This window comes from Aneurinibacillus sp. Ricciae_BoGa-3 (assembly GCF_028421645.1).
In the GTDB taxonomy this organism is placed as follows: Bacteria; Bacillota; Bacilli; order Aneurinibacillales; family Aneurinibacillaceae; genus Aneurinibacillus_B.
The window spans coordinates 1,068,468-1,092,716 of sequence record NZ_CP116887.1; the positions used below are offsets into that span (position 1 = coordinate 1,068,468).

Here is a 24,249-nt window from a genome sequence, read left to right on the forward strand (position 1 = left end):
GGAGGGAAATAAATGCTGCAGTTTCCTAGTACGCAAGAGATTAATCATATTGTCCGCAATACAATTACGGACCCAACCAAATATATTGGGATGGAATTCTGCCCAATGGTTGATGTATTCAGCCGCCGAATCGAAGTGGATGTAATTGAAGCTACTACCGGCATGACAAAGGCGCACAACTTGAATGGCGCCCCGTCTATGGTCACATTGAGCGGCCAAAGCACGAAAATTTATTCGACCGGTTACTGGAAAGAAACCTATCGAATGAATGAAGAAGAATTGCTATTTGCGCGTGAAGAAGGAACCTACAATCAGCGTGCTGGCCGTATCCGTGTGGTTCGCCGTGCTTCAGAGCTTAATACTCGCCTAGAAACACGTTTGGAGTGGCTTCGTTGGCAGCCGGTTGTTGGAGGCAAAATCGACGTGAACGAAAATAATGTGAAATATACGGTTGATTATAAAGTGCCGGCAAAAAATAAGCCTACCTTGGATTGGTCGGACCCAACGCACAACATCATTTCAGATATCGAAGATTTACTTCTGGTGTTCCGGGGAACCGGTGCGCAAGGTAAAACCGTCTATATTAACCATGGAGTAGCGAAGCTGCTTGCCAACAATGAAGGCATTAAAAACCTGCTGAAAAGCTCCATTTACGCCACCACCCTTTCGCCTCGTACTGTGGTTCAAGCGATGAACTTCCTGTTCCCGGGGCTTGAATGGAAATTGTATGATCAGGGTTTTGGTGACGCATCTGGTAACTTTACTTCCTTTGTTCCGGATAACAAGTTCATCATCCTTGGAGAAGGTGCTCCTGGTGAAAAATTGATGGATTTTGCCTCAACGATTAGCCTTCACAACGGCGGCCTTGATAAGCCACAGCCGGGTAAATTCTCCATGATCGTGGACAAGAGTCAAGCGTCCAATCCATTCTTGGACATCACCGTAGGTATTTACGGTTTGCCACGGGTATTCCACCCGAACTGGATTGTCTCTGCAACCGTAGCGTAAGGTGGTGAAATATCATGTCCTACTGTACACCGGATGATGTACGTCCGTTGACAAAGTTAGCTGAGAAAAAGCCGGATGACTACTTTGATTTTTATATCAACAAGGCGGTTGCTTTTGTAGATAGCCGCCTTTCTCGCCGCTATAATATGCCCATTACTGGTGATTTGCCGCCCATTGTCATTAGTATATGCGCAGACTTAGCTGCCAGCTTTATATTGGACCAGCACACTACGGAGCGGTTTAAGGACCAAACGACGTATGGTGAAGTCCTTTATAAAAGGGCTGTTACCACCATGGAACGGATAATGGAACATGGGGAGTTAGATTTCATTCTCCCTATGTCCACCGGTGTCGCTTCTGAAAGCAATAGGCCAGCCATTCGAACCACTATGCCGCATAGAAGCCCGCTCGAGCGTTCGATTGCTCGCATGGACCGGATGGACAGATGGGGACAGATTAATCGGATAGGCTGGTGAGTTATGAACATTGTAATTGAAGCGCAAGGGTTACCTGCAGTAGAACGTGCATTCGAGGAATTGGCGAGGCGTTCCATCAACACGAAGCCGTTAATGGGGATTATCGGGCACATTATGCAGCAATCCATTGCTAAAAATTTTGAGGTAGGTGGAAGACCAGCTTGGAAGCCATTAAGCCCATTTACGCAAATGGTATATACGGACATGGCCATTCAAAAAGCTCGCGGTACTAAAGCGTGGAGAAATGCAGGACAGCGAGGTAGACAAGGCATAGAAAACCGACGAGTGGCTAAGGATGTTCATGGTGGCAAAATTTTAAACCGTTCCGGAGACCTCAAGAAAAGTATCACGGTTGGAGAAACGACAAATTCATCAGTGGAAATCGGTTCATCCCTTGTTTATGCCCGCATCCATCAGCTTGGCGGAACGGTCAGGCCCAAACGGTTCGATGCTTTGTACATTCCAACTAGCAACGGTTATATCAGAAGACAGCAATCAACGATACCGGCACGTCCTTACCTAATGTTACAGAACGAGGATGAAACCTTTATTCTTCGAGCTGCCGAAAGTTATTTGGTAGGAGGAACGCCATAATGGACCTTGTGACGCTTGTTTATGATTATTTAAAATTGGATCCTACATTTGTAGAAATTATTGATTGGAACAAAGCAAATGGCTTTATATCGTTGGAAGACAGCGGGATAAGCGTAGGCATTAATCGAGAACGGTATGAGTCAGGGAGTCGTGATTATGACTACTGCACTTCTATCATGAGCATTGTTTGTTGGATTCGTGAAGAAGACCAAGCCACAGGTGAAAATATGATTCGTGAGCTTGCCCATAATATCCGATTGTCTTTATCAGAAGACGAAGGCCGCACGTTAAACGGCCAGGTTATTGGCGGTTTCGTGAGTGGGATTGAATATCTTTCCACCAAAGCAGAGGATACATTAATGCTTCATATTGCTGAAATCACATATGAAGTAGAGTACCAGGAGGACCGTATGCGCCCCCAACAGGCGAGTACGGTTCTTTCTATTAGCAATGACATTGATATTGAGAGGTGATAGATTGTGACACTAGATTATATCGTTCCTCGCGTTGGAATCGATGAATCCAACACAGGACCACGCCCTACGCCAGGCGTAAGTTTATCAAAGATTAGTATTGTTGGGTCGTTCCCTAAAGGACCTGTAAATCAGCGTATATCAATAGGTTCTGCTGATCAGGCAGCAACCCTGATTGGCGAATATGATCCTGCCTTTGCTGGATGGTTGTCTTTACAAGGAGCGCTAAACCAGGGCGCAGCGGATTTCGATGTGGTACGTGTTGGCGGAACCGGAATCGCATCAGCAAAATTGACGCTAAAAGATTCTACTGGCGCTGACTCAGTAACAGGAACGGCAAGTTCCCCAGGTACATGGGCAAATGGCACCAATGCAAGTGGTATTAAACTAGCCGTAACCAGCGGTACTACAGCCAATACAGTCAAAATTGTTGTGATATCCGGCTCCCAAAGCCGGAGTTACGACAATATTGATTTGTCGAACGTAGAGGCAATTAAGGATGCAGACATAACCTTTACTAAAGCAGCTGGCGCTACCGCCATCCCGGCGACCATAAGTACCACGCCACTAGCCGGCGGATTAGATGGCAACGCTCCTGCAGACGCTGACATCCTGGGTACCATCGGGCCTGATGGAACTCGAACAGGGTTGAAGATCGTTGAACCAGCGAACAGTTCCATCGTTCTTGCTGCTCAGCAGTCAAGCGCAGCGGTTCAAGCTGCCTTGCTCACCCATGCAGCTAATGCTGGACTGGAGGAAGGCCTGCGGATGGTAATCATTAATCCGGCTAAAGGCACAGCCCCTAACGATGCTGTTTCCACGGTTGCTACGTTGGATAGCATGCGGGCCATTATGCCGTATCCTTGGCTTGAACCTCAGGAGTACCAAGGAAACTATGTTGCTCCAGATGGATACCTGGCAGGTCGTTTGGCTACGCTGGCTGCACATAACAGTCCGTCAAACAAAGAAATCACCGGCATTCTTTCGACTGAAAGACTGCTGACAGGCTCAGAACTGAAAACCTTAACCACAGGCCGCATTATGCCAATTACCCCGGTTAATGGACGCGGCTTCCGTATCCGTAACGGTGTTACTCTATCAAGCGATTCAGCGTGGAACCAGGTGAACATCCGTCGTATATTTGACAAGATCGAAATGCAAGTCTACAGCGGCACGCAGTGGGCCATTTCAGAGGATAATACACCGCAACTGTGGGCAGCTATTGCGGACCAAATTGACATCATGCTGGCGATTATGAAAAGCAATGGTGAAATCTATGATTTTAAACCGACCGTCTGCGACTCCACTACTAACACACCTGAGTTGGTGCAGGCACGCATTTGTAAATCGAAAATCCGTGTTCGTCCGATTTATGCAGCCGATTTTATCGACCATGGCATTACCCGTTTAGTCGGGAATGAATAGTAGGTGATGAAATGATTACAATTGGAGAGCTTTGTACCGGGTGCTGGGCATGTATTGATTCATGCCCGGTTTCTGTTTTGGTAGCAGATGGAGCAAAGGTCAAAGTTGAAGGACATTGCATAGACTGCGGGCTTTGCATTCCAACATGCCCGATTAATGTGATTAGCATGGCACCGGCTGAAAAGAAAATAGAGCCGGTTGAATCGGTAGAGGCAGTGCCACCAGGCATTATTAGTAAAGTAGTAGATCAAGTAAAGGAGGACAAGCTGAATGAGCCAACAACCAATACAGGGGTATGATGTTTCCGTTACTCTTGTCGGTCCGAACGGGCCGGAGCTTGTAGGAGAATTCCAGGAATGTGACATTAATATTAAAAATGACACAGAAACCTATTTAGAGATGAATGAGCGAATCGGCATGATTCTGGACGGCGAAATTTCCATTGATGGCAAACTGAAAAAGGGCTGGATCAACATGGATATCGTTCAGCGTGTTTATGGAACGGCTAGCATGCAACGCGGGGTGAAAATCCCTCAGCAGCCTCGTTTCACCATGACAACATCGGTTGATGCACCTCAAAAAGGATTGAACGGTCAAATCAAATTATTGAACGTCATCATTCCCGAACTGAGCCTCACTATGAAATCTGGTAAAGCGGTAGTTGATAGTGACTTTACGTATAAAGCAGAAGGCATCGCTTAATCTTAGAACTAAAACTATTAATATATGGAGGATGAATGAATATGGCAGATCAAAAAGTATATGGACCTTTAAATTTACCAAGTGGCATGCAAGTTTATTTTCGCCGTCCAACCGGTCTTGATCGCGCAAACGTAATGGACACCATTGAAATTAATGATGAGCAGTTTACCAAAGGCTCCATCCAAGTAGAGAACGGCATTCGAGCTAAATGTCTGGTTAAAGTAAATGGAGTGGATCCCGATGTAAACTTCAAAAACGTATTCAACTCCTGGGATGATGGAGACATCCAATTCTATACGGAAGTGTTTGTTCAAATGTTCGGTATGACTGAGGAAAAACGGGCTTCCGCTAAGCAAGCTGCCGCTTTTTTGCTGAACAGCTCGACCTCTACCGATGGATCCAGCTCAATGGCAGAATCGACTACGACCGCTGGTTAACGCTGCCTGATAAGCAAAAGGAAGCGATATGGGAATCATTCGAGTGGTTGTGCGAGGAAGAAGCAAAGCAAATAGAAAACGCGAAGGACGCGGATTGAGCGTCCTTTGTTTGTTTGAGCATTCAGCTTATGAGTGTTGAACCAAACAAGGAAGAAAGGAGGGAAAACATGGCCAGAGATTTTACGGTTTCACTGATTCTTCAGGCAAGAAATAATATGGGTGGCACCTTAACTCAAGTAAATAGCCAACTGCGATCTATGGGAAGCGCAGCGAGGTCTACATCCAATTCTATTCAAAATCAAAATCCATTTAAACAGTGGGCTCAAAATGCAAAGCAGGCCGCAGACGAAATAAAAGGGGCAATAGCCGGGCTTGCAGGAGCATGGGCCGGCGGGAAAATACTTGGCGGACTAGGTGAGCTTGCAAAACAAGCTGGCGATGTACAAATGCAGATGGTTCAACTAGGAAGCGTATATGGATTAAATATTGATGACTCAAAACTCCAGGAAATTAACAAGCTATCACAGGATCTATCCCAAAAAACATTATTTTCTCAGAAAGAAACATTAGGAATTAGCTTGGAATTAGCACATGCTGGAATATCTCGCGATTCACTAATGAAAGTAGTACCAGAAGCAACTTATTTGGCAGAAGTAGAGGTTGGTATGGGGAAATCGTCCTCAGCAAATCAGACAGCGTATAATTTTGCGAGGATGGCAGAGGACGCTCGGATAACCAATAATGAAGCAAAAATGGCTAAATTCGCAGATACTATGAGCCGGGTAATTAACGTTACGCACGCTTCCTCTGAATCGCTGGGTGAAGCATTTAAATATGCGATGCCGGTAGTTAAAAATTTGGGTTGGAATGAAAATGACGTGCTAGTGGCCTCTGGTTTGGCGGCTCGCGCCGGTATGGAAGGATCCATGGCTGGTACACATATTAAAGATTTCGCCGAGCGTATTAATCCTTATAAGTACTTGAACACCAAAGGTGGCCAAAAACAGCTACAAGCTATGTATGTAGCCGGATTAATTGATAACGTAACATTTGAGAGAGATAAAAAGGGTAAATTAACGAATAAAATTAGCGGTTTTGGCAGTGCAGCCCTTCTTCAGAATCACGATAAACTAAAATCCTATGAAGATATGATCCCGATACTAGCCCAGAAACATGATGCTTATATAAAAAAAGGCCATGGCGAGTTGGAATGGGCTGCTGAAATGAATAAGATTTTCGGGGAACAAGGTCAGGACTTTGCTATTATATCGTCTCATAAGGATATGTTTGAGAAATTAAAGCAACAAATGAATGTTCAAAAGAGTCTTCATCAGCAAATAGCAACGATTCGCGGTACGTTTCTTGGTCAATCCCATATTGCTCAGTCTCAGCTGCAGACAATCGGACTCCAAATAGGCCAACCCCTAATGCAATGGGCAACCCCAGCGCTTAAAGCATTTACAGATGGTCTATCGAAACTTATAAACGTTCTTCAAAATCACCCTGTGATTGCTAAAGTAGCAGCTGCTGCAGCACTGGCAGTTGGTGGTTTACTAGCATTAACTAGTACCTTGCTAATCGTACCAAAGTTGTTGAAAGCAGCTAAGTTATTTAATCCTTTGTCTGTTTTAAAAAAATCTACTTCTGCAACTATGGGACAACGCGGAGTCAGACAAATGACGCGAAACCGCTTAGCGAGCATGTCGGTGAATGCTGCCCGTGTATATGTGAATGGTTCAATCTCTTCCTCATCTGATAGGGGAAGGCGAGTAGGCGGCAGTGGCCGGCGCGGCGCTGTTCAGCGTGAACCTATTACTTATAGTCAAAGGCGCCGATTTTCAGTAAGTCGACCACCACAACCTCCTGAAAGGATGACGCTGCCCCAACGCATCCGCTCTACATTGCAAAGAAGGTCCCCTATTCCAAGAACGGAATTAGAACTAGAACGACTTTCTAGTCTTGGCAGAGTCGGAAAGGCCGCAGGGATAGTTGGAACTGTAGCGAGTGTAGGGCTGGCCGGATACGATCTGTATCGAACGGCTAAACAAAGCAATTGGAAAAATGCAATAAGTACAAAAGGCGGTCAAGTTGCAGGAAGTGCGATAGGCGGAGTAGCTGGCGGTGCAATAGGAAGTATAATCTTACCGGGTATTGGAACCGCAATTGGAGCTTATATTGGAAGTCTCATTGGTGAAAAGATTGGCAAAGCATCTGACCAATCAGGCACAACCAAAAAGGTTGTATCTGCAGTATCGGGTGGATCAACCGCATCTACAAAGCCGTCGGCAAAAGCCACCCCTAATACTATGTGGAAATCCATGCAAAATCAGGCGAAAAATGCTTTTATTCAAGTTCAACAATACGCTACTCAAAAAATGAATGCATTAAAAGCCGGAGTCGGAATGGCAGTGCTGGCTGTAGGAAACTTCTTTTCCCAACTTCCACAAAAAATCGGGTACGGCATTGGATACTCTGTTCAGACTATGTCGCAATTACCCGGAAAAGCCTCCGCTTTCTTTGGTCAAATGTATACCTCTGTTTCTAACTGGGTTTCACAAACAGCAATTAGAGTACAAACCTGGGCCTCCGGTCTTCCGGGAAGAATATCCGCCTGGTGGGGTAACCTGCCATCCAGTGCTTCTGCAGCGTGGAGTGGTCTGTATAAAACGGTAACGGATTGGGCCTCGCGGACCTATAACTCGGTACTTCAGTGGTTTTCACAGTTGCCGAGAAAGATATCAGGCGTGTTTTCAAGTGCTTCATCGTGGATTTCAGGCACAATTGCTTCGCTGGGAGACAAATGGAATCAGCTAAAAAATGATGTGATGAATGGTTATAACAAGGGTAAGGCAGATGCATCTGGTATTTCATACCCAACGCATATAACTCCTTCAAGATCAGCGAAAGGTACGGCTCCCTACTCCTCTCATACACCTAAACCACCTTCATACGCCCCTATGCTTAAATTCTTTGCTAATGGCGGATTTACAGGAGGTATAGTTAATTCACCGCACTGGGTCGACGGTGGCCGTGGCATAGCCGGGGAAGCAGGACCGGAGGCTATCATTCCCCTTTCTTCTCACAGAAGAAGTCGCGGGATAGAACTATGGAAACAGGCTGGATATCATCTTGGAGTAAATATGCAGCAGATAAAGTTCTATGCGAATGGCGGACTGGTAAACGCAGGTAGATTAGCGACCACCAGTGTTGTGAGCAAAGCAACGGAAAGCTATACAACAGGGCAAACAGACTGGAAAGATGCTTTTTCAGGGATGGTTGATACCGCAAAAGAGGTAACCGAATTTATTGGGCACGCCTCAAAAGACATCCTGCGTAGAGCTGCATGGCCAGTTACAGCCGCAAGTGAAATGATGGATATTGTGCAAGCCAAAAATAAGATTCAAACTGCGTTCGAATCTGTGTTCAACATTGGCGGAGCAGTTGCCGGAGCGCATTTAGGGGCAATGTGGGGATCCAAATTCCCAGTAAACCCTGTATTAGGTGCGGCTGTAGGTGGTGTTGTTGGAGGAGCGGTAGGCGGGATAGCCGGACGTATAGGAACCAGAACAGTATCTTCGGCAGCAATGGCACCAGCTCCTGCGAAACCGAAGCCAGCAAACAAACAATTCGTACCTCGTCAGCAGGCTGTACACCATGACAATCGTAAGATTTCAATTGCTATTCACCCGACCAATGCCAAAGAAGCAGAGGAGGGTGTAGAAAAGGCGCTAATGCTTTCTCCAAAATACATTGCTTCACGAGGGAAAAAGAAAGCAGCATGGGAGTTTGGATAAACAATGGAAAATATGATGTTCCCCCAAACAGGAATCCTTAGTTCGTTGGATGTCGATAAGGCAGAAGCGAAGGTAGCGATTCCTCTTTTTAATATGGAGACGGACTGGTGTCCGGTGGCCACCCACCTGTTGTACCAAACCAATGTGGAAGAAAACACCGTAGAAGCTGATAACCCCACTATTTATTCGGACAGTGAGAAAACATCGGTCACCATATCTGGGGCCAAAGAGATAGAAACAAAGGTAACTCTTCAGAAAGAGAAATATGGGACGCTTAAGGTTGGGGATGAGGTACTGGTCATTTTTTTAAATGGAAACATTCATTGGCCGATAGTGGCCGCGCGCCTGTGAGGTGAAAAACATGGCTGCAGATGTATGCAAAGTAGGTTCATTTATTTTCCCGTTGCCCCCGGAACGCCAAGCTAATGTTGATGATAGTCGTGAAATTGCAAAAGTCGATATACCAGGCGCTCGGCCGAAGTATCAAGATATGGGACCAGGAGAAAAAATTATTTCCTGGAACGGTCAATTGGTTGGAGAGAGTGCCATGGCTTATGCAACCGGCATACAGCTACAAATGCATTCAGGGGCCATCCTACTCTATTCGCATGGGCCGTTACGAACTTACGTAAGGATAAGGAATTTTAAAAAGCAAGTGCTGCGATGGGATAAGGTTAAATACTCCATCGAATTGGTAGAGGACATCCCACCCGTTCAGGAAATAAAAACAACGGTAACGGGACCGAAAGTGCTTTCGCCCAAAAAAGCGAATACCCCTCCGAAAGCAGCCCCTTTATCAAAGCTGTCAGGGAAAACGTTCGTGATGAAGCAGGGGGATACACTGATTGGTTTGCAGCGAAAAACGGGAGTTTCATGGCAACAAATCGCTAAAGCCAACCATATAATCAATCCTCGAAAGATACCTGTAGGAAAGAAAATTATCATTCCTTGATAGGAGATGGTGTTTATGATTATTGCTGATTCTAGCCCGCGTGCAATCGTCGAAGTTTCTGGGGTAGATGTTCACTGGACCGATTTAAGTACGCTGCGAGTCGAAAATACATTGTACATGGCGGCCGATTCGTTCGAGGCTGCATTTGACAATAGCCGGCTCTTATCTGATTGGTTCCGCAAGGAGCAGGAGGTCAAAATTTACCTTGGGTATGTGAAAGATCCGAACCATTGGAGCAAAAGTGAACTTACGCATGTGTTCACTGGTAAAGTGGACGGGGTAAAGCCAAACTTCGGAAATCCGAATCTAGTTACACTTATCGGCCGAGATTATTCAGCCAGGATGATCGATACCCAGAATACAATCGCGTTTAAGAATCAAAAGTCCGGACAGGTTGCTCAGTACTTCGCAAAAAAATATGGTCTCAAATTCGTCGGCCAAATGGGCGAAGCAGACCTTGATCAACAGCTAATCGTAGATAAAAAGGAATGGGATGTACTACAGGCGCTCGCAGATCGTGAGGGCTTTATTTGTTATGTGGACAAAGACAAGAATCTTTATTTTGGGCCACGGCAAGAAGCGGATGAAAAATCAATAGCAACATTCAGCAGGGTCCCTGGTAAGGTCAACTGCGCGATTGAATATGATGACAGCTCGGTTGGCGTGATTACGAAAGTAACAGTAAAGCATTGGTACAAAAAGAAGTTGATTCAGGCGAGTTCAGAAAACAAATCGTTGTCTGCTCGTGTTGGACAGGTGAAGGAACGAGTGGTCTACGATTCTAAGGCAAAAACTCCTGCAGCAGCCAAAGCAACAGCTGATAAGCGACTAAAAGAGTGGAGCCGCGAGGTAGTAACTGGTCGTGTTACAAGTGTAATGATGCCGCAGGTGGTGGCAGAAAAGAAGGTGACGACCCAGGGAACCGGCCGATTCGACGGGCTCTATTATGTCGATAACATCGTCCATAACATCTCGAAAAGCGGCGCAACCTCGGAAACGAGCATCACCAACTTGCGTCCAGATGATGCCGAACAATACCGTACTGATCTTTACGATATTAAGCGCTCCACTGTGCAAATGAACAAGACCTTGTAAGGAAGGTGATGATATGGCGGACGATTGGGCAGGCACTGATTTTAGGCTGGATACCGATCTAGGAACATCCAATCAGGGGGATTACGTTCTTGTCTCTAATAACCAGAACGTGGATGCCGCGGTCTTACGCCGGCTTATGACTCCACTTGGTGCTCTGTTTTATGACGAAACCTACGGAAATCCAGTATACGACATACTTGGCGATCCGATGGACGGAACATTTGCGGCGAAAGCGGAGCAAGGGTTAAGTGATTGTCTACAATATGAAGACCGAATTAACGTGATAAGTATCGATGTTGTGACTACAAACGAGCAAAGGCGAGCGCAATTTTTCATTGTGTACAGCTATAACAATAATTCAGATTTAACAAATACTGTACAGGGGGTGATAACAGATGCCGGACTTTCAGTTCAAAACGGAGGATGAAATCATCGATGACATTCGCCAGGACTTGGAGGATGCTGATACTCCTGTGACAGATTGGACCTCCGGATCATCCAATCGTACTTTTTGGCAAGTGGCAGCTGCGTTAGCTGCTCAACAGCAATATATGCTTCAACGACTGCTGAATCTATTTTTTGCGGATAGCGATGAACTCATAGGCAGTTACCTCGATCGTAGAGTCTTGGAACGTGGGATTACTAGAAAAATTGGAACACAGGCGTCGGGAAGTTTGACATTATCACGGTCAACTCCGGCGCCTTTTGATATTTTGGTGCCTGCTGGCACCGTGTTTTCTACCGTTGACCGAAGTGTTACAGTCGAAACCTTACAGGACGCAACGATGGTTACGGGGCAGCAAAGCGTCACGGTAACAGTAAAGGCTACTGATATCGGCGCAGATGGAAACCTGGCCATCAATACACTTCTTATTCAGTCAGGAGTGGCCATCATGGGCGTTGAATCCATTGTTGTTGCTTCTCCGGGTCTCTCAGGAGGAACTGATACGGAAACAGACGATGAGCTGCGCGCTCGGTTCCTCGAGACCATACAGCATCCGGAAAACGGCGGCAGCGTCAGCGACTATATTCGATGGGCAAAAGAAGTTTCCGGGGTGCAAGCAGCCAATTGCATTGAACTCGCGCGGGGACCTGGCACCACTGATGTGGTAATTCTATCGGCCAATGGTTTACCATCCACTGACCTAATTACCGCTGTTCAAAACTATGTAAACACAAAAAAACCGACCTGTGCGGATGTCCTTGTAAGAGGTCCGCAAGCTGTGGTGGTAGATATTACACTCACCTATTGGACAGACTCTGTTTCTCCGCTTGAACAAACGATTACTGATGCCATTCAGAAATACATCGCGACTGTAGGGGTTGGCGGAACGGTACGCGTTTCTCAAATTTACAATATTGTCATGGATATTCCTGAAATTAAAGACATGACGCTAACGGCCCCGATTCAGAACATTGTGCTCACTCAGGATCAAATCGCAGAGTTAGGCAATATCACGTTAACAAAGGGGACTTAATGCATGGATGAAAATATAAGCATGCTTGATTACATTCGCACCCTTTGGCCAGATGTGCCTGATTACTTCGGGGATACCGAAAACGATACAACACTACGAAAAAAGCTGTCTGTTCTCGCTAAAACATTTGAAAATAACGAAACCATGATTGAACAAGCTTTTGATGAGATATTCGCCCGAACGTCTTCTGCTTTACTGGAACGGTGGGAAATAACCGTTGGATTAAATACAGCAACCGGACAGCCAGACGCAAACCGACAGGCCCGTATTTTAGGAAAAACGCGTGGATCAGGGACCACAACTCCCGCCCTAATCCAGTCAGTTGCTGAAGCGTACAGTAACGGTGAGGTACAAGTCATCGAATATCCGGCGGAATATCGTTTCGTTGTTAAATTTACCGGTACACGAGGCGTTCCACCAAATCTTGATGATTTAAAGAAGGCGCTGCAGGAAATCAAGCAGGCCCATCTTGTGATGGAGTTTGCCTTTACCTACACCGTTTGGAGCGAATTAAAAGCCACGACATGGGGCAATCTCAAAAACTATACGTGGGATGACGTGAAAACAAGGAGGTGGAGTTGATGCCAGATTTAACGCCTAATATTGGCCTCAAAATGCCTTTGGACACCGAAACAGCGGACATAAGCATTGTGAACGAAAACATGGATATTATCGACACAAAACTCCATGATGCTCAACAGCAAGCAGCGGGAGCTATTCCTGCAACTGGCGGGGCGATGACCGGACCTCTGACACTAAGCGCGGATCCGACAGAGGCAATGCATGCCGTAACAAAACAATATGCGGATCAAAAGTTGAGTAATGCAGCGGGGGCCGTTGGGGATACCAACATTGGGAACCGCACAGCAGATCCATCACAAGCTCCATCTGGATTAACCGGTACACTGACAAATTGGTTTTCTTGGATAACGAATAGAATCAAAGCAATTACCGGAAAAGCAAACTGGTATGACAATCCCAGAACAACATTAGATAATGCTGTTAAGTTAAATGGAGATACCATGACAGGTAATCTCGGATTAGGGATTGACCCAACTTGCGGTTTGCATCAACTAGGGGGCGCGGCAAAGATTCAAGCCCTAGCAGACCCGGCAGCTCCTACAGTAACGGCTACAGGTACAACGGCTACGACTTCTTATTCCTACTATATAGTGGCAAGAGACCGTAACGGAAGAACTACGAAGGTATCGCCTGTCACAACCATTACAAACGGAAACGCGACTTTGTCCGCCAACAACTACAACGCTATTTCATGGCCAGCCATAGCGGGAGCTGCTACGTATGACGTACTAAAAGGAAATACGTCGACAGCCTTAGCGACCGGACTAACCGCTACCTCAGTAAACGATACCGGGCAGGCGACATCGTCTTATACAGCGCCAACAAGGAATACTACGGCAGACGTTCTAGTCGATGGCGCAGTCGTTCTAGGTGGGGTTAACAATATAAATAATCCTACAAGTCCTGTTTTACTTGCTCCTTCAAATGCTAACGGCCTGGGCATGGATCAATTCGGAAATTTACTCCCAATAAATCCAGGCGCTCTGACTGCTGGTGCTAATTGGAGCGTACTAGATAAAAACGGGAACCTTCCGCTTAAAGTCAAGGTCGATGGGACAAAAAGTGTAATTGCGGCAGGCGGTATTGGCTGGAATGGTGGCGATCCTCAAAATGGTAATAGCGCCAACGCTCCTGCTCTTATTACCGATCAGGGCGGCTCTATTGAGTTAGGTAGTCAGGGATCAAGCGCCGTGACTCCTTATATCGATTTTCACACAGGAGTCGGCGGAAATGACTACGATGTTCGGATTCAAGCGGCAGGGGGCACAGCAGGAACGGTCGGGAAAGGATCCCTAACTTTACGCGCAGGTGCTGTTTTTACCGATCATAATACGTTAGAGGATGGAAACGGTAATATGACTATTGTCGGATATGACAATAAGATAGCGGTGGGTACGTCTAACGCGCCTACGCAAGACGGTCATCTAAGGTTTGCAAGTAATGGTATAGGAGGCGGGGACGGGGCCTGGATTGAGTATGTTCAACCAAGCGCCGCCCATACAAACACTAACACAGCAAAGCAATTGAATATCGCAGGTGCCGGCGGCGGAAACCTCGATATGTTCAAAGTATACGCTTTAACTTCTCACTTTATAGGTAGTGTACAAACGGAAAAATATATGTACGGTTATGGACAAGTTGGGACAGTCACGCCAGGAGAAGGACAAGGGTGGTACCTCGGCTGGAATCAGCAGTCCGGCTCCGGAGCTATGGAGCTAATGAACAATGGCGGAACGGGTAACGGCGGATTTAACTTTTGGAACGCAGTCGGAGGCGGAGGCGGTACTTTCTCGAAAGTCGCCTATATTACCTCAACAGGACAGGGCTATTTTAACGGTACCTACTCCACGTCTGATGAACGTTTAAAAACGGACATTGTACCGATTGATAACGCATTAGAAAAAGTAACGCAAATACGAGGCGTTAACTATCGCTGGAATGAAAAATACCTCGAAACCTACCCGGAGCGAGACACGCCGCAAGTCGGGGTAATCGCTCAGGAAGTCGAGAAGGTTCTGCCGGAAGCTGTCACAGTTATGGATAATATGGATATAAACGACGGCGAGGAGTATAAGTCAGTCGACTATGCTCGCCTTGTTCCTCTTTTAATCCAGGCTTTTAAAGAATTAAACGATAAAGTCGAAGAATTGACTAAGAAGGTGGGAGAATAATGTCCGAGGTAACGATTTCCCTTTCCGTTACGCAGCAGACCGCACAAGGCGGCGCGTTAACGATTACCGCTGAGACTAGCGACGGGTTAGACTATGCGCTGTCTTATACCATAGGCGAGACGAATGGGACGGTACAAACGGCTGCAGGAAAGGCGTCTATCGCAGTGCAGCCCGACGAGTCCGTCGGCTTGTTTTCCGTTGTGTTCTCAGGTATCGGATTAACCGAGGCATCTATAACGCTCAATCAAGGGTCATCCAGTCCGTCCATCGACGTAAAAGCGGTGACGAACGCGGACGGGTCTTTGTGGATTGTACCGCAAAATCCTGTCTATATGAAAATATACTATCAGCGTGAGCTCGCTAGTGATACCTACGACTTGATTTCTGAGCTTACGTATGCAGTCCATATGCTATACGATTGGGTGATTCTAAAAGATAGTGGAGCAGCACCAACAGCAAACCAGCAGGCCACCATTGACGACATTAAAGCCAACTACGCTCCACTTTTAACATTGACGTTGGAAAAAGCTATGCAATCGAGCGAGTGGCGATACACCGGGGCGCTAAAACCAACCACGCAGCTGATGAACCAGGTGCAGGCCGATTACTTGGCCAAAAAACTAAGAGCATATGGATCCATATAGGAGGTCAGGCGTATGAAATTACAGCGCTATGATCTCCTTTTAATTTGACGAATATACTCTATTGGGGGTGAGTGTATGGAACTCTTACCTGGTGATTTGATTTTTGCAAAGGGAACCGGATGGGAAAGTTATGCAATTGAAAAATTCATGCATAGCCCTTATTCGCATGTCGCCGGAGTAGTTAACGAAAATCAGGTCATCGAGGCCATGAATTTTAAAAAGACGGGATACCAATCTATTGCTTATTATTCCGGTTTTTCAGATGTATACCGGTGTGATTTACTTACCGCCACTCAGCGCCAGCAGATTGTGAAATACGCGCAAGTTAACGTCGGCAGCCGGTACGATTACCTTCTTATTGTGTGGGAGGTTGTACGATATCTTTTGCATAAGGCCATCCCGTACTTTAAGACGAAACGAGTGATTTGCTCAACGCTATGGGCTGATGCTTACTTGGCGGCAGGCCTTAACCTTTGCCCGGATGTAAAGTATCCAACGCCTGGCGATCTGGCAAATTCTAAATTACTAAGGAAGATAGGAAGTATTTAAAACGCTTTTCCGTAAATGGATGAAGCGTTTTTACTTTGGGAGCCTTTAATGGCTCCCGATGTCTACAATCATGACCAAGAGAAGAATTTTATCTTTGATCGTTTTTATTGTTATTACCATTGTTACCGTTATTGTTATTTGTGTCAGTTACATTTTGAAATACGTTTTTTGTTGCATTTGCTGCATTTTGAAGTCCATTTTGAATGGCATTCAGAACGTTGTTGTCGTTATCTTGATTATTTGATTGATTACAATTTTTATTGTCACTATTTTGCTTAACCATTTTTCCCAACCTCCTTAGCGAATAAATACTTTCAATCTAAGGATTTGCAGAAAATAAACATTTATACGGGAGTTAATTTTGATATTTTGCCCCAAGGGGGTGAGGGAGTTGAGGGGATGAGGGAAGCCGCTAGTCTGATGTTTGGCCTGTTGGCTAGTGCGGCCACGTACTTTTTTGGGGGGTGGTCGCAGTTGTTGGACGTATTGGTATATATGGTTATCATCGATTACTGTACCGGATTTCTAGCAGCCTGGATGGAGCAAAGGTTATCTAGTTCAATTGGGTTCAAAGGAATTGGAAAGAAAATGCTTATCTTTGTTGCTGTGACCGTTGCGCACAAATTGGATATTGCATTAAACTCGGCCGGGTTCTTAATGAATACGGCCATTTATTTTTATATCGCAAATGAGGGACTGTCATTGTTTGAAAACATTACTAGGGCTGGGCTACCTGTACCCCGATTTATACGGAATGCTTTAATTCAACTAAAGAAGCAGACGGATGGTGGCGAAAAATCACCAGAAGACAAGGAGGCAAGTTAATGAGTATTTACGACGGTACACACATGTGGATTTGGGAGCCATGGAATGTCTATGGCGGCAATGTTGACCGATTGATTTCAGAGTGTAAAACAAGAGGAATAGACGGTGTGATCGTAAAGTTCGCTAATGGTAATCTTGCTGATTCTGTCAGCCAGAATTTCATGAAACATTTTAAGCTGCTTGTTGGTCCACTGAAAGCAGCCGGTATTACTGTGGGCGGTTGGATTTATCAATACCTAAATGATCCAATGGGTGAGGTGGATGCCTGCTCACAAGCGATTTCGGCAGGCGCTGAGTGGAATGTATTCGACGCTGAGATTGAGATCAAAGGCAAGAGCATACAGGCTAGTCAGTTCCTGCAAACCTTCCGTATGAAGCATCCGGACGTTGTGACAGGGCTATCCTCTTTCGCGATCGCTAATTATCATACCGATGAAGTCCCCTTTGCTGAGTACGCCAAATACGTGGATGTGATGATGCCGCAAATTTACTGGGACGAAATGAAATGGCCAGTAGAAGTGGCTTTCAATTCATCTGTAGCGGCGTATAAAAAGTACGGCAAGCCCATCGCCCCGACCGGGCAGAGCTACCTCACAGCAAAGCCTGCAGATATGGCGAAGTTCGTGCAGCTGTGTAAAATGGCTGGGTTCACGCATGTTTCCTGGTGGGACATGCAACAGGCCCAACCGCAGCATTTGGACGCCATTGCGGCTAACAGGATTCAGCGGGCTACCCCTGCAGCTCCTGTGCATGATTGGCGATTAAAGGCGATTGCTCAGGCGAAGGCGAACGGGATATTCACAAGCGATCATAAACCAGGAGAGCCGGTGACGATTGAGCTTTTGGCGGCGGCTGTGAATAACCTATATAAAAAATTAGGAGGAAAATAATCATGCAAACTGTATTTTTAGGATATGCTCAAACTATCATCACAGCCGTTCTGGTCGGTATGGTAGGAATCCTTATTCGCAGTCTGTTTAATAAAGTAGAAAGCATTGTGGCTGCTCATACAACGCCGGATGTGGCAACAAAAGTGAACGGCATGCTCGACACGGTGGAACGCCTAACTGAAGCTGTGGTGCAAGATCTTAATAGCCGGATTGTAATTGGTTTGAAGCAAAGCAGCCTGTTCACAAAAGAAACTGCAGATTCAATTAAAGAAGCTGCAGTAAAGAGTGTGGTTGAAAACCTCGGGCCACTTAAGGATGAGGCCATATCGCTTCTCGGCCCGATTGAAGATATTGTTGGGCAAATGGTCGAGAAATATGTAATGAAAGGTAAGGATCAGGTGAATCAGATTGTAGGTACGGCGCCAGTTCAACCTGAAAAACCGGCTATTGTTTTTGATCTGGACCATAACAGACAAATTTACGCATCAGAGCCGACTCAAACTGTACAACAACCAATACAGCCGACGACACAACCGATTTAACCGACCGGAACACAACCATTACCAGCTGCAAAATAAAACCCAAAAAACAACCCGCTCCCCTTATGGGTGGCGGTCTTTTTTTGTTTCAGTAAAGTGTAAATTTTGCAGTTGAAACAGCAAAAAGGAAATAATACCCTAGTGGTGGTATTAAGCAAAAAAGGAATGAAGAAAATGTGTGTTTATGTTACAAAAAAGATTAACGAAATGAAAAAGCAAATGATAAATACTGCAAAAAAACATGAGTTTAACTTTCAGCATCCGGATGTTATTGAGATTAGTCAAAAACTTGATGTTCTAATTGTGCAAGTAATGCAGAACCAGCAGCCATCTCCAAGTGGGAAGGTTGCTGGTTTACGTGAATAAAGATTGTCAGCGCTACAATACTTGATCAGGCCTATTAAACACTTTCTGCAGCTTCTTTAATCATTTTGGCAATCAAAATGGCTGCTTCTATCTCAACCTCTTCCTTGGTATGTAAATCTAATTGCGTTTCAAACTCTTTTCTTATTCTCATAATTTCCTTAAATGGATAACCAAGTTGATGCAAAGTAATGATCAGATAAGATATAGCCTCTGGAATCGTTATGAATGTTCCTCCCTGGAACTATAAAAAGTGAGATAAAGTTGCAAAAAAATCACATTATATATTATATCAAAAGAATTGCTATATTATTTTTTTGAAACAATGTTCTAATCCCTCTTGCACAACGGTAGTGCCAGCATATGTTACGTAATAATAAAATAATCCCCACTGCCCTTTTTTCCGGTAGTGGGGATTTTATAATTTATGTATGGTGGGGTATGTAGGGTTCGAACCTACGACCTGCCGATTAAGAGTCGGCTGCTCTTCCAGCTAAGCTAATACCCCGTGTATTATTTAACTAACTTATTTTGTTTAAGTAACTTATATTATTATATAAAATTTAAATGAATAATACCAAGGTATTTAATGCCAACTTTAATTGGGTGCTGCGTTGGATTATGGAAGACAGCAGGATCTCTGTAAATTAATCTTAGGCCACAGGTTTTATGGATAAGCTAAAGAATCAGTTGACATAATAGAAATTGGAATTAAATGGGGTTTTTATTAAAATAGACGTGTCAAAGTGCCTTGCCACGCCTGTTGCCTACCGTGCGTGGAATCAGTTTCAGTTACATGCACACGCGATAATATCTAGCAGAATAAACGAGAATGAACCCGGCATTTATTCTGATGGTAAAAACCGCTCATCTTGAATAGCTGTGACCAATTGTTCCAAAGTTAAATTGAACTTTACACCATCTACGCTGATATTAAATTTTCTTTCATATGGAACATACAACATATCATAACTATCAATCTTATATAGCGATATGGTTTCCTTTTTCTGCTCAGTTTGCTTTATATAGAACAGAAAAAAACATCCACCATGTAGGCAGATATGGTTTTTTACGTTTTATCCAAATTGTGGATCGTTTCCATTTCAAACTTTCCCCTTGATTAGTATGATAGTGATTATATCGGGAGGATGATTACGCATCAAAAATCCCTAACTTCTCTGGTCATGTCAAACGAATGATGAAAGAGGAGATGAAAAAAGAAAAGTCCGAGGCAATTCGAACACCATCGGGAGGAATTAAAATCACACGAAACAGTTAACTTTATAGCCCCTTTGTAGCGACATAAATATTGATAAGAGCACCTACGATACCGAAAATTGCACCACTAACTATTCCTCCAATTACAAAAAACATGCAATCACTCCATTCTCTCTGATAATTAACCCAGATATCCGTGAGCACCCCATGCGGCCATCAATAATCCAATTCCAATTTTCAATAAAGCACTGATAGGCATAGTACATACCGCCCTTCTCCGTTGTTTGTCTTAGTGTTTGACGGATTCATAAAATTATGCGGGAGGGTTTTAAAATGGTTGATGTTATAAGAATGAATGGGCAAGTCATTTATGATTTAAGATCTCAAACGATAGCACTTACAAAATGAAAAAAGTGGAAGTTAGACCAACTTATCGGTCACCTTAAGCGAAATAAGCACTGGGAGGCGGCAAAAGCATTGTTACAAATAATGCCGATCAAGCGAAAATTTTGCAGTTGATCTAGCGAAAGGAACATATTATCTTTAAGGAATGAAAAAGCAGCAGCCATTGTAGGTCAGGAGGGCTGCTGTTTCCGTATAAAAATTAATTTGTATTTATAGATAAAAATTTGAGTCACGTCTTAAAACATACTAAGCATATAGCAAGGAGGAAAAAATTATGGTTATAGAAGGTATAAGCTATAAATCACTGTTTGATTATAATCCTGATCCTATTTTAATCTTGGATATAAACGGAAATATCATACAAGTTAACGAAGCTGTTTCATTAATATTAGGATATGTAAAGGAAGAGCTATTGGATAAGTCCTTCGAAAAAATAGTCGATCCAGATAATGTACAAGAAGTCAGAAGTTTTTTGGATAAAGTGATTCAAGGAACAGGATTACAATTTGAAACAATTGCACTTCATAAAGATCGGCGTTCTATCGATCTATCGGTAAAAATAATTCCTCTTCTAAGAGATGAAAAAGTTCAGGGGGCATATTGGGTAGCAAAGGACATAACAAATATTAAAAGAGCAGTAGAAGATCTGCACAAAGCTGAACGAAAATTAGAGGAATTTTTTAATCATACAGCTGATGCTATTAAAATTTTAGATTTAAATGAAAACGTTATACAAATTAATCCAGCATTTGAAACTATGTACGGATGGAAGGAAAACGAAATACTTGGAAGGCAGCTCCCTACGATCCCTTCAGAACAAAAGATTGAGCTCGACGAATTAATAAGTAAAATTAAGAAAGGGGAAACAATAAAAGATTTTGAAACAATTCGTGTCAGAAAAGATGGTTCCTTTATACAAGTTAGTTTAACCTATTCTCCTATCAATGATTTGAATGGTAACTTAGTTGCAATAGCCGCGATAGCAAGAGATATAACAGAAAAGAAAAAGTATGAAGAAAAATATAAATTTCTTGCTTTTCACGATCCTCTTACAGAACTTCCTAATCGCAGGCATTTTATGGAGATTTTGGAGAAAAAAATTAAAGAAGAAAGACGATACAAACGAAAATTTGCCATTATGTATATGGATATGGATAATTTTAAAAAAGTTAATGATACATTTGGTCATGATGTTGGAGATGAACTTTTGAAACAATTCGCTCACAGAATACAAACTTGCCTGCGTGAATCGGATGTCATCGCAAGAATCGGTGGGGATGAATTTACTGTTTTACTATCAGAAATCAGTGGAGAAGAATCAGCGGCTAAGGTTGCAGAAAGAATACTTACGTCTCTTCAAAAGCCCTGGAAAATTAATAATAAGGAATTCATAACGACATCAAGTGTCGGTATCACAATAAATCGGGAAAATGATGATGAAAAAAATCTTTTAAAAAGAGCAGACATTGCTTTATATCAAGCGAAAGAAAAGGGGAGAAATATTTATCAATTCTTTTTATAATAAGCGAACTCAAATAAACCTAATAAGTAACTCCTTGAAAGCTGATCAGTACAAGGAAGAATTTAAAAATTTTTTGTTGTAAATCTAGGTTTACTAAGATTGTGTTAACGGATAGAATTTTGTCAAAATTAGTAGTAATTAATTACTATTTATACTAAAATAAGCAATAGAACTTGAACATAAATACTTTCCGATAATAGCAAACCTGTTGAAAGATAGGGACGCAAAGCCGCGGGTCTAAAGCATTTTGCCATGACAGCCGGGTTGCCGAAGAAGATAGACACATTTTGACTAGACGTTTATGTCCACCTTTTTCGAGGTGGACTTTTTCTATTTAGATGAGCTTTTACAAAGGAGGAATATTTATGGAAATAGTTCAATCTGAGATTGAAAAGTTTGTGGAAGAAGAGTACTTTTACCATTATTTTCAACCGATTTGTTCTCTAAAAGGCGGGGAAAAAGAAGGAATTGAAGCTTTGTTACGTGCTAAAGTAGGAACACCTGACAAGATTTTTGAAGAAGCGAAAAAAACAAAAAGGCTTTATCAATTGGACACCAGATCCATTTGCAAAGCTCTGTCAACCTATGATTCATCAGGTTACTTCAAGAAAGATGATTTATTGTTTTTAAATGTACTCCCTTCAACTATTGTACATTCTAATTTCCCCTGTTTTATAAGAAAACTTTTGAATGAGCACATGTTGCCTTATCAACAGATTGTGTTCGAATTAAATGAAACTGAGCAAACATTTGGCTCTGAACAATCAGACCTTTTAAAAGAAAGAATCACTTTTCTAAAAGATTGTGGCTTTTTAATAGCTATAGATGACATAGGAACAGGATGGTCATCGTTGAGTACACTTATTGACTTTGAACCTCATTTTGCTAAATTGGATCTATATTTTTCTAGAGATTTATCGGTTTCAAAGAAAAAACAGATGATGATTAAAGCTATCAGTGAATACTGTAGAAATAATTCTATTCAACTGATTTTAGAGGGAATTGAAAAAGATGAGGACCTACTCATGGCGAAAACATTGGGGATAGAATTTGGCCAAGGATATTTACTAGGCAAACCAAAATTATTATAAAATACAAACTAACGGGAATTGTTTTAGTCCGATTTGATAAATAGTAAAGGTTATGTGTACATATCACAACCCGCTGGCCTTAAGGTTGGCGGGTTTGTATCATTTTATTCAAGAGTTGTATCTGCTCCCCTGTACTTAACCCTGATTGGTTAAGTACATTATGCAACTGTAATTCCACGTACAATAGTTTGATCTCCTTGGCCATTTCCTCTTCGCTTAAAACATCAACTTTTTCCATTGGAACCTCACCTTATGCCGGTAATTTTACGATCTTAATAGTGCGCGGCTTCGTCGGATCCCTGTGAATGAACCCTTTTTTCTCCAGACGGTCAAGGTGGCCATGAACAGTGGAACTGGATGCCAAACCGACTGCTTCCCCTATTTCCCGTACTGTTGGAGGATATCCCTCAACTTGAATTTGCTGTTGAATGTACTTCAATATTTCAATTTGTCTCTTTGAAACTTTCTCCAATTCACTCACCCATTCACAAACGTTTGTTCTTATTTTATCTTCGTTGCATGGAAAAAACAAGCATTATAATTCTGATCTTTTTGCGATAAAATAGAAACGAACGTTCTTATTTAGAGGGAGTTAAAATGAATGGTGCTACAGAACCTACAGGGAAAATGCTTTACCCTCCAGAGTACGAAGAGTTTGCGAAACTTGTCAAAAAACATGTTGTATATAGCCTGGTTCTGCGTGTATTGCCTGGAGATATTACAACGATTGGCCGAGCAGAACCGAGATTGGGCAAGAGTTATGTATCAGTTCTTGTCGGGATACAAAAATTAATTACGAACGAGCTTGTTTCAGTCCGAAAGCGCATGCGTACAATTGGAGGGAAGATCGTCGAGGAGAAGCAGGAGGAGTTTGTTCGGGTGGTTACGTCCCAGCTGGGAGCCAATACATATAAACACCGGTTTGGTAATTATGTGCTTTTGCATGAGTGTGAAGATACGGTGAAAGCATATATACAGGGGAATGAACCATCACTTGCGTAGGAAATGATGAATTA

At 43.5% G+C, this 24,249-nt stretch carries 27 protein-coding genes, 1 tRNA gene, 1 pseudogene and 1 riboswitch; of the genes and pseudogenes, 25 read left to right on the top strand and 4 right to left on the bottom strand.

Going from position 1 to position 24,249, the window contains the following annotated elements; translation table 11 throughout:
- Positions 1–12: 12 nt before the first annotated feature.
- The 18 genes from PP175_RS05600 to PP175_RS05685 all read left to right on the top strand — a co-directional run bounded on the left by PP175_RS05600 (position 13) and on the right by PP175_RS05685 (position 16,380).
- Entirely contained in the window at positions 13–1,008 is a 996-nt protein-coding gene (locus PP175_RS05600) for a major capsid protein (RefSeq protein ID WP_272441816.1), read from the top strand.
- A 14-nt stretch (positions 1,009–1,022) separates the two neighbouring features.
- Positions 1,023–1,484 (top strand): phage protein Gp36 family protein, encoded by a 462-nt coding sequence (locus PP175_RS05605; RefSeq protein WP_272441817.1) that lies wholly within the window; start codon positions 1,023–1,025, stop codon positions 1,482–1,484.
- Positions 1,485–1,487: 3 nt separating this feature from the next.
- A complete protein-coding gene (locus PP175_RS05610) occupies positions 1,488–2,078 on the top strand; it encodes a phage virion morphogenesis protein (protein WP_272441818.1) in 591 nt (196 codons plus the stop codon).
- On the top strand, positions 2,078–2,551 hold the full coding sequence (locus PP175_RS05615; protein ID WP_272441819.1) for a hypothetical protein: 474 nt from the start codon (positions 2,078–2,080) through the stop codon (positions 2,549–2,551). Before PP175_RS05610 ends, PP175_RS05615 begins: the two co-directional genes overlap by 1 nt.
- A 6-nt stretch (positions 2,552–2,557) precedes the next feature.
- On the top strand, positions 2,558–3,976 hold the full coding sequence (locus PP175_RS05620) for a phage tail sheath C-terminal domain-containing protein (protein ID WP_272441820.1): 1,419 nt from the start codon (positions 2,558–2,560) through the stop codon (positions 3,974–3,976).
- Positions 3,977–3,987: 11 nt separating this feature from the next.
- Positions 3,988–4,275: a DUF362 domain-containing protein gene (locus tag PP175_RS05625; protein WP_272441821.1), complete on the top strand. Its 288-nt coding sequence runs from the start codon at positions 3,988–3,990 to the stop codon at positions 4,273–4,275.
- Positions 4,247–4,678, top strand: a complete 432-nt coding sequence (locus PP175_RS05630; RefSeq protein WP_272441822.1) for a hypothetical protein — start codon at positions 4,247–4,249, stop codon at positions 4,676–4,678. The genes PP175_RS05625 and PP175_RS05630 overlap by 29 nt, the downstream gene beginning before the upstream one ends.
- A 41-nt stretch (positions 4,679–4,719) precedes the next feature.
- A complete protein-coding gene (locus tag PP175_RS05635) occupies positions 4,720–5,115 on the top strand; it encodes a hypothetical protein (protein ID WP_272441823.1) in 396 nt (131 codons plus the stop codon).
- A gap of 167 nt (positions 5,116–5,282) precedes the next feature.
- Entirely contained in the window at positions 5,283–8,909 is a 3,627-nt protein-coding gene (locus tag PP175_RS05640; protein WP_272441824.1) for a phage tail tape measure protein, read from the top strand.
- Positions 8,910–8,912: 3 nt separating this feature from the next.
- Positions 8,913–9,260, top strand: a complete 348-nt coding sequence (locus PP175_RS05645) for a hypothetical protein (RefSeq protein ID WP_272441825.1) — start codon at positions 8,913–8,915, stop codon at positions 9,258–9,260.
- Between the two features lie 10 nt (positions 9,261–9,270).
- On the top strand, positions 9,271–9,861 hold the full coding sequence (locus PP175_RS05650) for a LysM peptidoglycan-binding domain-containing protein (protein ID WP_272441826.1): 591 nt from the start codon (positions 9,271–9,273) through the stop codon (positions 9,859–9,861).
- 15 nt (positions 9,862–9,876) lie between these two features.
- Positions 9,877–10,956, top strand: coding sequence for a phage late control D family protein (locus tag PP175_RS05655; RefSeq protein ID WP_272441827.1), 1,080 nt, complete (start codon positions 9,877–9,879; stop codon positions 10,954–10,956).
- 13 nt (positions 10,957–10,969) lie between these two features.
- Positions 10,970–11,383, top strand: coding sequence for a contractile injection system sheath initiator (locus tag PP175_RS05660; RefSeq protein ID WP_272441828.1), 414 nt, complete (start codon positions 10,970–10,972; stop codon positions 11,381–11,383).
- Complete coding sequence (locus PP175_RS05665; RefSeq protein ID WP_272441829.1) at positions 11,352–12,434, top strand: baseplate J/gp47 family protein; 1,083 nt, start codon at positions 11,352–11,354, stop codon at positions 12,432–12,434. Before PP175_RS05660 ends, PP175_RS05665 begins: the two co-directional genes overlap by 32 nt.
- 3 nt (positions 12,435–12,437) lie before the next feature.
- Complete coding sequence (locus PP175_RS05670) at positions 12,438–13,016, top strand: putative phage tail protein (protein ID WP_272441830.1); 579 nt, start codon at positions 12,438–12,440, stop codon at positions 13,014–13,016.
- Entirely contained in the window at positions 13,016–15,187 is a 2,172-nt protein-coding gene (locus PP175_RS05675) for a tail fiber domain-containing protein (protein WP_272441831.1), read from the top strand. The genes PP175_RS05670 and PP175_RS05675 overlap by 1 nt, the downstream gene beginning before the upstream one ends.
- Positions 15,187–15,831 carry a hypothetical protein gene (locus PP175_RS05680; RefSeq protein ID WP_272441832.1) on the top strand — a complete coding sequence of 215 codons (645 nt, stop codon included), beginning with the start codon at positions 15,187–15,189 and terminating at the stop codon, positions 15,829–15,831. The genes PP175_RS05675 and PP175_RS05680 overlap by 1 nt, the downstream gene beginning before the upstream one ends.
- Before the next feature lie 75 nt (positions 15,832–15,906).
- Complete coding sequence (locus tag PP175_RS05685) at positions 15,907–16,380, top strand: C40 family peptidase (protein ID WP_272441833.1); 474 nt, start codon at positions 15,907–15,909, stop codon at positions 16,378–16,380.
- 88 nt (positions 16,381–16,468) lie between these two features.
- Here PP175_RS05685 and PP175_RS05690 read toward each other — a convergent pair whose 3' ends face one another.
- Positions 16,469–16,663, bottom strand: coding sequence for a hypothetical protein (locus PP175_RS05690; RefSeq protein ID WP_272441834.1), 195 nt, complete (start codon positions 16,661–16,663; stop codon positions 16,469–16,471).
- A 116-nt stretch (positions 16,664–16,779) separates the two neighbouring features.
- Between PP175_RS05690 and PP175_RS05695 the strand changes: the two genes are divergently transcribed.
- The 4 genes from PP175_RS05695 to PP175_RS05710 all read left to right on the top strand — a co-directional run bounded on the left by PP175_RS05695 (position 16,780) and on the right by PP175_RS05710 (position 19,000).
- Entirely contained in the window at positions 16,780–17,205 is a 426-nt protein-coding gene (locus tag PP175_RS05695) for a phage holin family protein (RefSeq protein ID WP_272441835.1), read from the top strand.
- Positions 17,205–18,095 (top strand): hypothetical protein, encoded by an 891-nt coding sequence (locus PP175_RS05700; RefSeq protein WP_272441836.1) that lies wholly within the window; start codon positions 17,205–17,207, stop codon positions 18,093–18,095. The genes PP175_RS05695 and PP175_RS05700 overlap by 1 nt, the downstream gene beginning before the upstream one ends.
- Positions 18,096–18,097: 2 nt before the next feature.
- Positions 18,098–18,637 (top strand): hypothetical protein, encoded by a 540-nt coding sequence (locus tag PP175_RS05705; RefSeq protein WP_272441837.1) that lies wholly within the window; start codon positions 18,098–18,100, stop codon positions 18,635–18,637.
- 108 nt (positions 18,638–18,745) lie between these two features.
- Positions 18,746–19,000 carry an aspartyl-phosphate phosphatase Spo0E family protein gene (locus PP175_RS05710; protein WP_272441838.1) on the top strand — a complete coding sequence of 85 codons (255 nt, stop codon included), beginning with the start codon at positions 18,746–18,748 and terminating at the stop codon, positions 18,998–19,000.
- Between the two features lie 429 nt (positions 19,001–19,429).
- Here the strand turns inward: PP175_RS05710 and PP175_RS05715 are convergent.
- Positions 19,430–19,505: transfer RNA gene (locus tag PP175_RS05715), tRNA-Lys, on the bottom strand.
- A 1,389-nt stretch (positions 19,506–20,894) separates the two neighbouring features.
- Between PP175_RS05715 and PP175_RS05720 the strand changes: the two genes are divergently transcribed.
- On the top strand, positions 20,895–22,142 hold the full coding sequence (locus PP175_RS05720) for a diguanylate cyclase domain-containing protein (protein ID WP_272441839.1): 1,248 nt from the start codon (positions 20,895–20,897) through the stop codon (positions 22,140–22,142).
- 188 nt (positions 22,143–22,330) lie between these two features.
- Positions 22,331–22,414, top strand: a riboswitch (cyclic di-GMP riboswitch).
- A gap of 93 nt (positions 22,415–22,507) precedes the next feature.
- Entirely contained in the window at positions 22,508–23,233 is a 726-nt protein-coding gene (locus tag PP175_RS05725; RefSeq protein WP_272441840.1) for an EAL domain-containing protein, read from the top strand.
- Positions 23,234–23,312: 79 nt separating this feature from the next.
- Here the strand turns inward: PP175_RS05725 and PP175_RS05730 are convergent, their stop codons facing one another.
- Together PP175_RS05730 and PP175_RS05735 are read right to left on the bottom strand one after the other, a co-directional pair.
- Positions 23,313–23,471 (bottom strand): hypothetical protein, encoded by a 159-nt coding sequence (locus PP175_RS05730; protein ID WP_272441841.1) that lies wholly within the window; start codon positions 23,469–23,471, stop codon positions 23,313–23,315.
- 27 nt (positions 23,472–23,498) lie between these two features.
- Positions 23,499–23,705, bottom strand: a pseudogene (locus PP175_RS05735) (LexA family protein); the annotation flags it as partial.
- Positions 23,706–23,830: 125 nt separating this feature from the next.
- Between PP175_RS05735 and PP175_RS05740 the strand changes: the two are divergent.
- Entirely contained in the window at positions 23,831–24,235 is a 405-nt protein-coding gene (locus tag PP175_RS05740) for a YhjD family protein (protein ID WP_272441842.1), read from the top strand.
- The last annotated feature ends 14 nt before the right edge of the window (positions 24,236–24,249 follow it).

What these genes read in the sequence shown, in the direction of transcription:
- PP175_RS05720 (WP_272441839.1), top strand. Translation starts at nt 20,895, where the DNA reads ATGGTTATAGAAGGTATAAGCTATAAATCACTGTTTGATTATAATCCT.
- PP175_RS05610 (WP_272441818.1), top strand. Translation starts at nt 1,488, where the DNA reads ATGAACATTGTAATTGAAGCGCAAGGGTTACCTGCAGTAGAACGTGCA.
- PP175_RS05600 (WP_272441816.1), top strand. Translation starts at nt 13, where the DNA reads ATGCTGCAGTTTCCTAGTACGCAAGAGATTAATCATATTGTCCGCAAT.
- PP175_RS05670 (WP_272441830.1), top strand. Translation starts at nt 12,438, where the DNA reads ATGGATGAAAATATAAGCATGCTTGATTACATTCGCACCCTTTGGCCA.
- PP175_RS05660 (WP_272441828.1), top strand. Translation starts at nt 10,970, where the DNA reads ATGGCGGACGATTGGGCAGGCACTGATTTTAGGCTGGATACCGATCTA.
- PP175_RS05685 (WP_272441833.1), top strand. Translation starts at nt 15,907, where the DNA reads ATGGAACTCTTACCTGGTGATTTGATTTTTGCAAAGGGAACCGGATGG.
- PP175_RS05645 (WP_272441825.1), top strand. Translation starts at nt 8,913, where the DNA reads ATGGAAAATATGATGTTCCCCCAAACAGGAATCCTTAGTTCGTTGGAT.
- PP175_RS05690 (WP_272441834.1), bottom strand. Translation starts at nt 16,663, where the DNA reads ATGGTTAAGCAAAATAGTGACAATAAAAATTGTAATCAATCAAATAAT.
- PP175_RS05730 (WP_272441841.1), bottom strand. Translation starts at nt 23,471, where the DNA reads ATGGAAAAAGTTGATGTTTTAAGCGAAGAGGAAATGGCCAAGGAGATC.
- PP175_RS05640 (WP_272441824.1), top strand. Translation starts at nt 5,283, where the DNA reads ATGGCCAGAGATTTTACGGTTTCACTGATTCTTCAGGCAAGAAATAAT.
- PP175_RS05705 (WP_272441837.1), top strand. Translation starts at nt 18,098, where the DNA reads ATGCAAACTGTATTTTTAGGATATGCTCAAACTATCATCACAGCCGTT.
- PP175_RS05655 (WP_272441827.1), top strand. Translation starts at nt 9,877, where the DNA reads ATGATTATTGCTGATTCTAGCCCGCGTGCAATCGTCGAAGTTTCTGGG.
- PP175_RS05680 (WP_272441832.1), top strand. Translation starts at nt 15,187, where the DNA reads ATGTCCGAGGTAACGATTTCCCTTTCCGTTACGCAGCAGACCGCACAA.
- PP175_RS05700 (WP_272441836.1), top strand. Translation starts at nt 17,205, where the DNA reads ATGAGTATTTACGACGGTACACACATGTGGATTTGGGAGCCATGGAAT.
- PP175_RS05665 (WP_272441829.1), top strand. Translation starts at nt 11,352, where the DNA reads ATGCCGGACTTTCAGTTCAAAACGGAGGATGAAATCATCGATGACATT.
- PP175_RS05625 (WP_272441821.1), top strand. Translation starts at nt 3,988, where the DNA reads ATGATTACAATTGGAGAGCTTTGTACCGGGTGCTGGGCATGTATTGAT.
- PP175_RS05615 (WP_272441819.1), top strand. Translation starts at nt 2,078, where the DNA reads ATGGACCTTGTGACGCTTGTTTATGATTATTTAAAATTGGATCCTACA.
- PP175_RS05630 (WP_272441822.1), top strand. Translation starts at nt 4,247, where the DNA reads ATGAGCCAACAACCAATACAGGGGTATGATGTTTCCGTTACTCTTGTC.
- PP175_RS05725 (WP_272441840.1), top strand. Translation starts at nt 22,508, where the DNA reads ATGGAAATAGTTCAATCTGAGATTGAAAAGTTTGTGGAAGAAGAGTAC.
- PP175_RS05605 (WP_272441817.1), top strand. Translation starts at nt 1,023, where the DNA reads ATGTCCTACTGTACACCGGATGATGTACGTCCGTTGACAAAGTTAGCT.
- PP175_RS05740 (WP_272441842.1), top strand. Translation starts at nt 23,831, where the DNA reads ATGAATGGTGCTACAGAACCTACAGGGAAAATGCTTTACCCTCCAGAG.
- PP175_RS05695 (WP_272441835.1), top strand. Translation starts at nt 16,780, where the DNA reads ATGAGGGAAGCCGCTAGTCTGATGTTTGGCCTGTTGGCTAGTGCGGCC.
- PP175_RS05650 (WP_272441826.1), top strand. Translation starts at nt 9,271, where the DNA reads ATGGCTGCAGATGTATGCAAAGTAGGTTCATTTATTTTCCCGTTGCCC.
- PP175_RS05635 (WP_272441823.1), top strand. Translation starts at nt 4,720, where the DNA reads ATGGCAGATCAAAAAGTATATGGACCTTTAAATTTACCAAGTGGCATG.
- PP175_RS05675 (WP_272441831.1), top strand. Translation starts at nt 13,016, where the DNA reads ATGCCAGATTTAACGCCTAATATTGGCCTCAAAATGCCTTTGGACACC.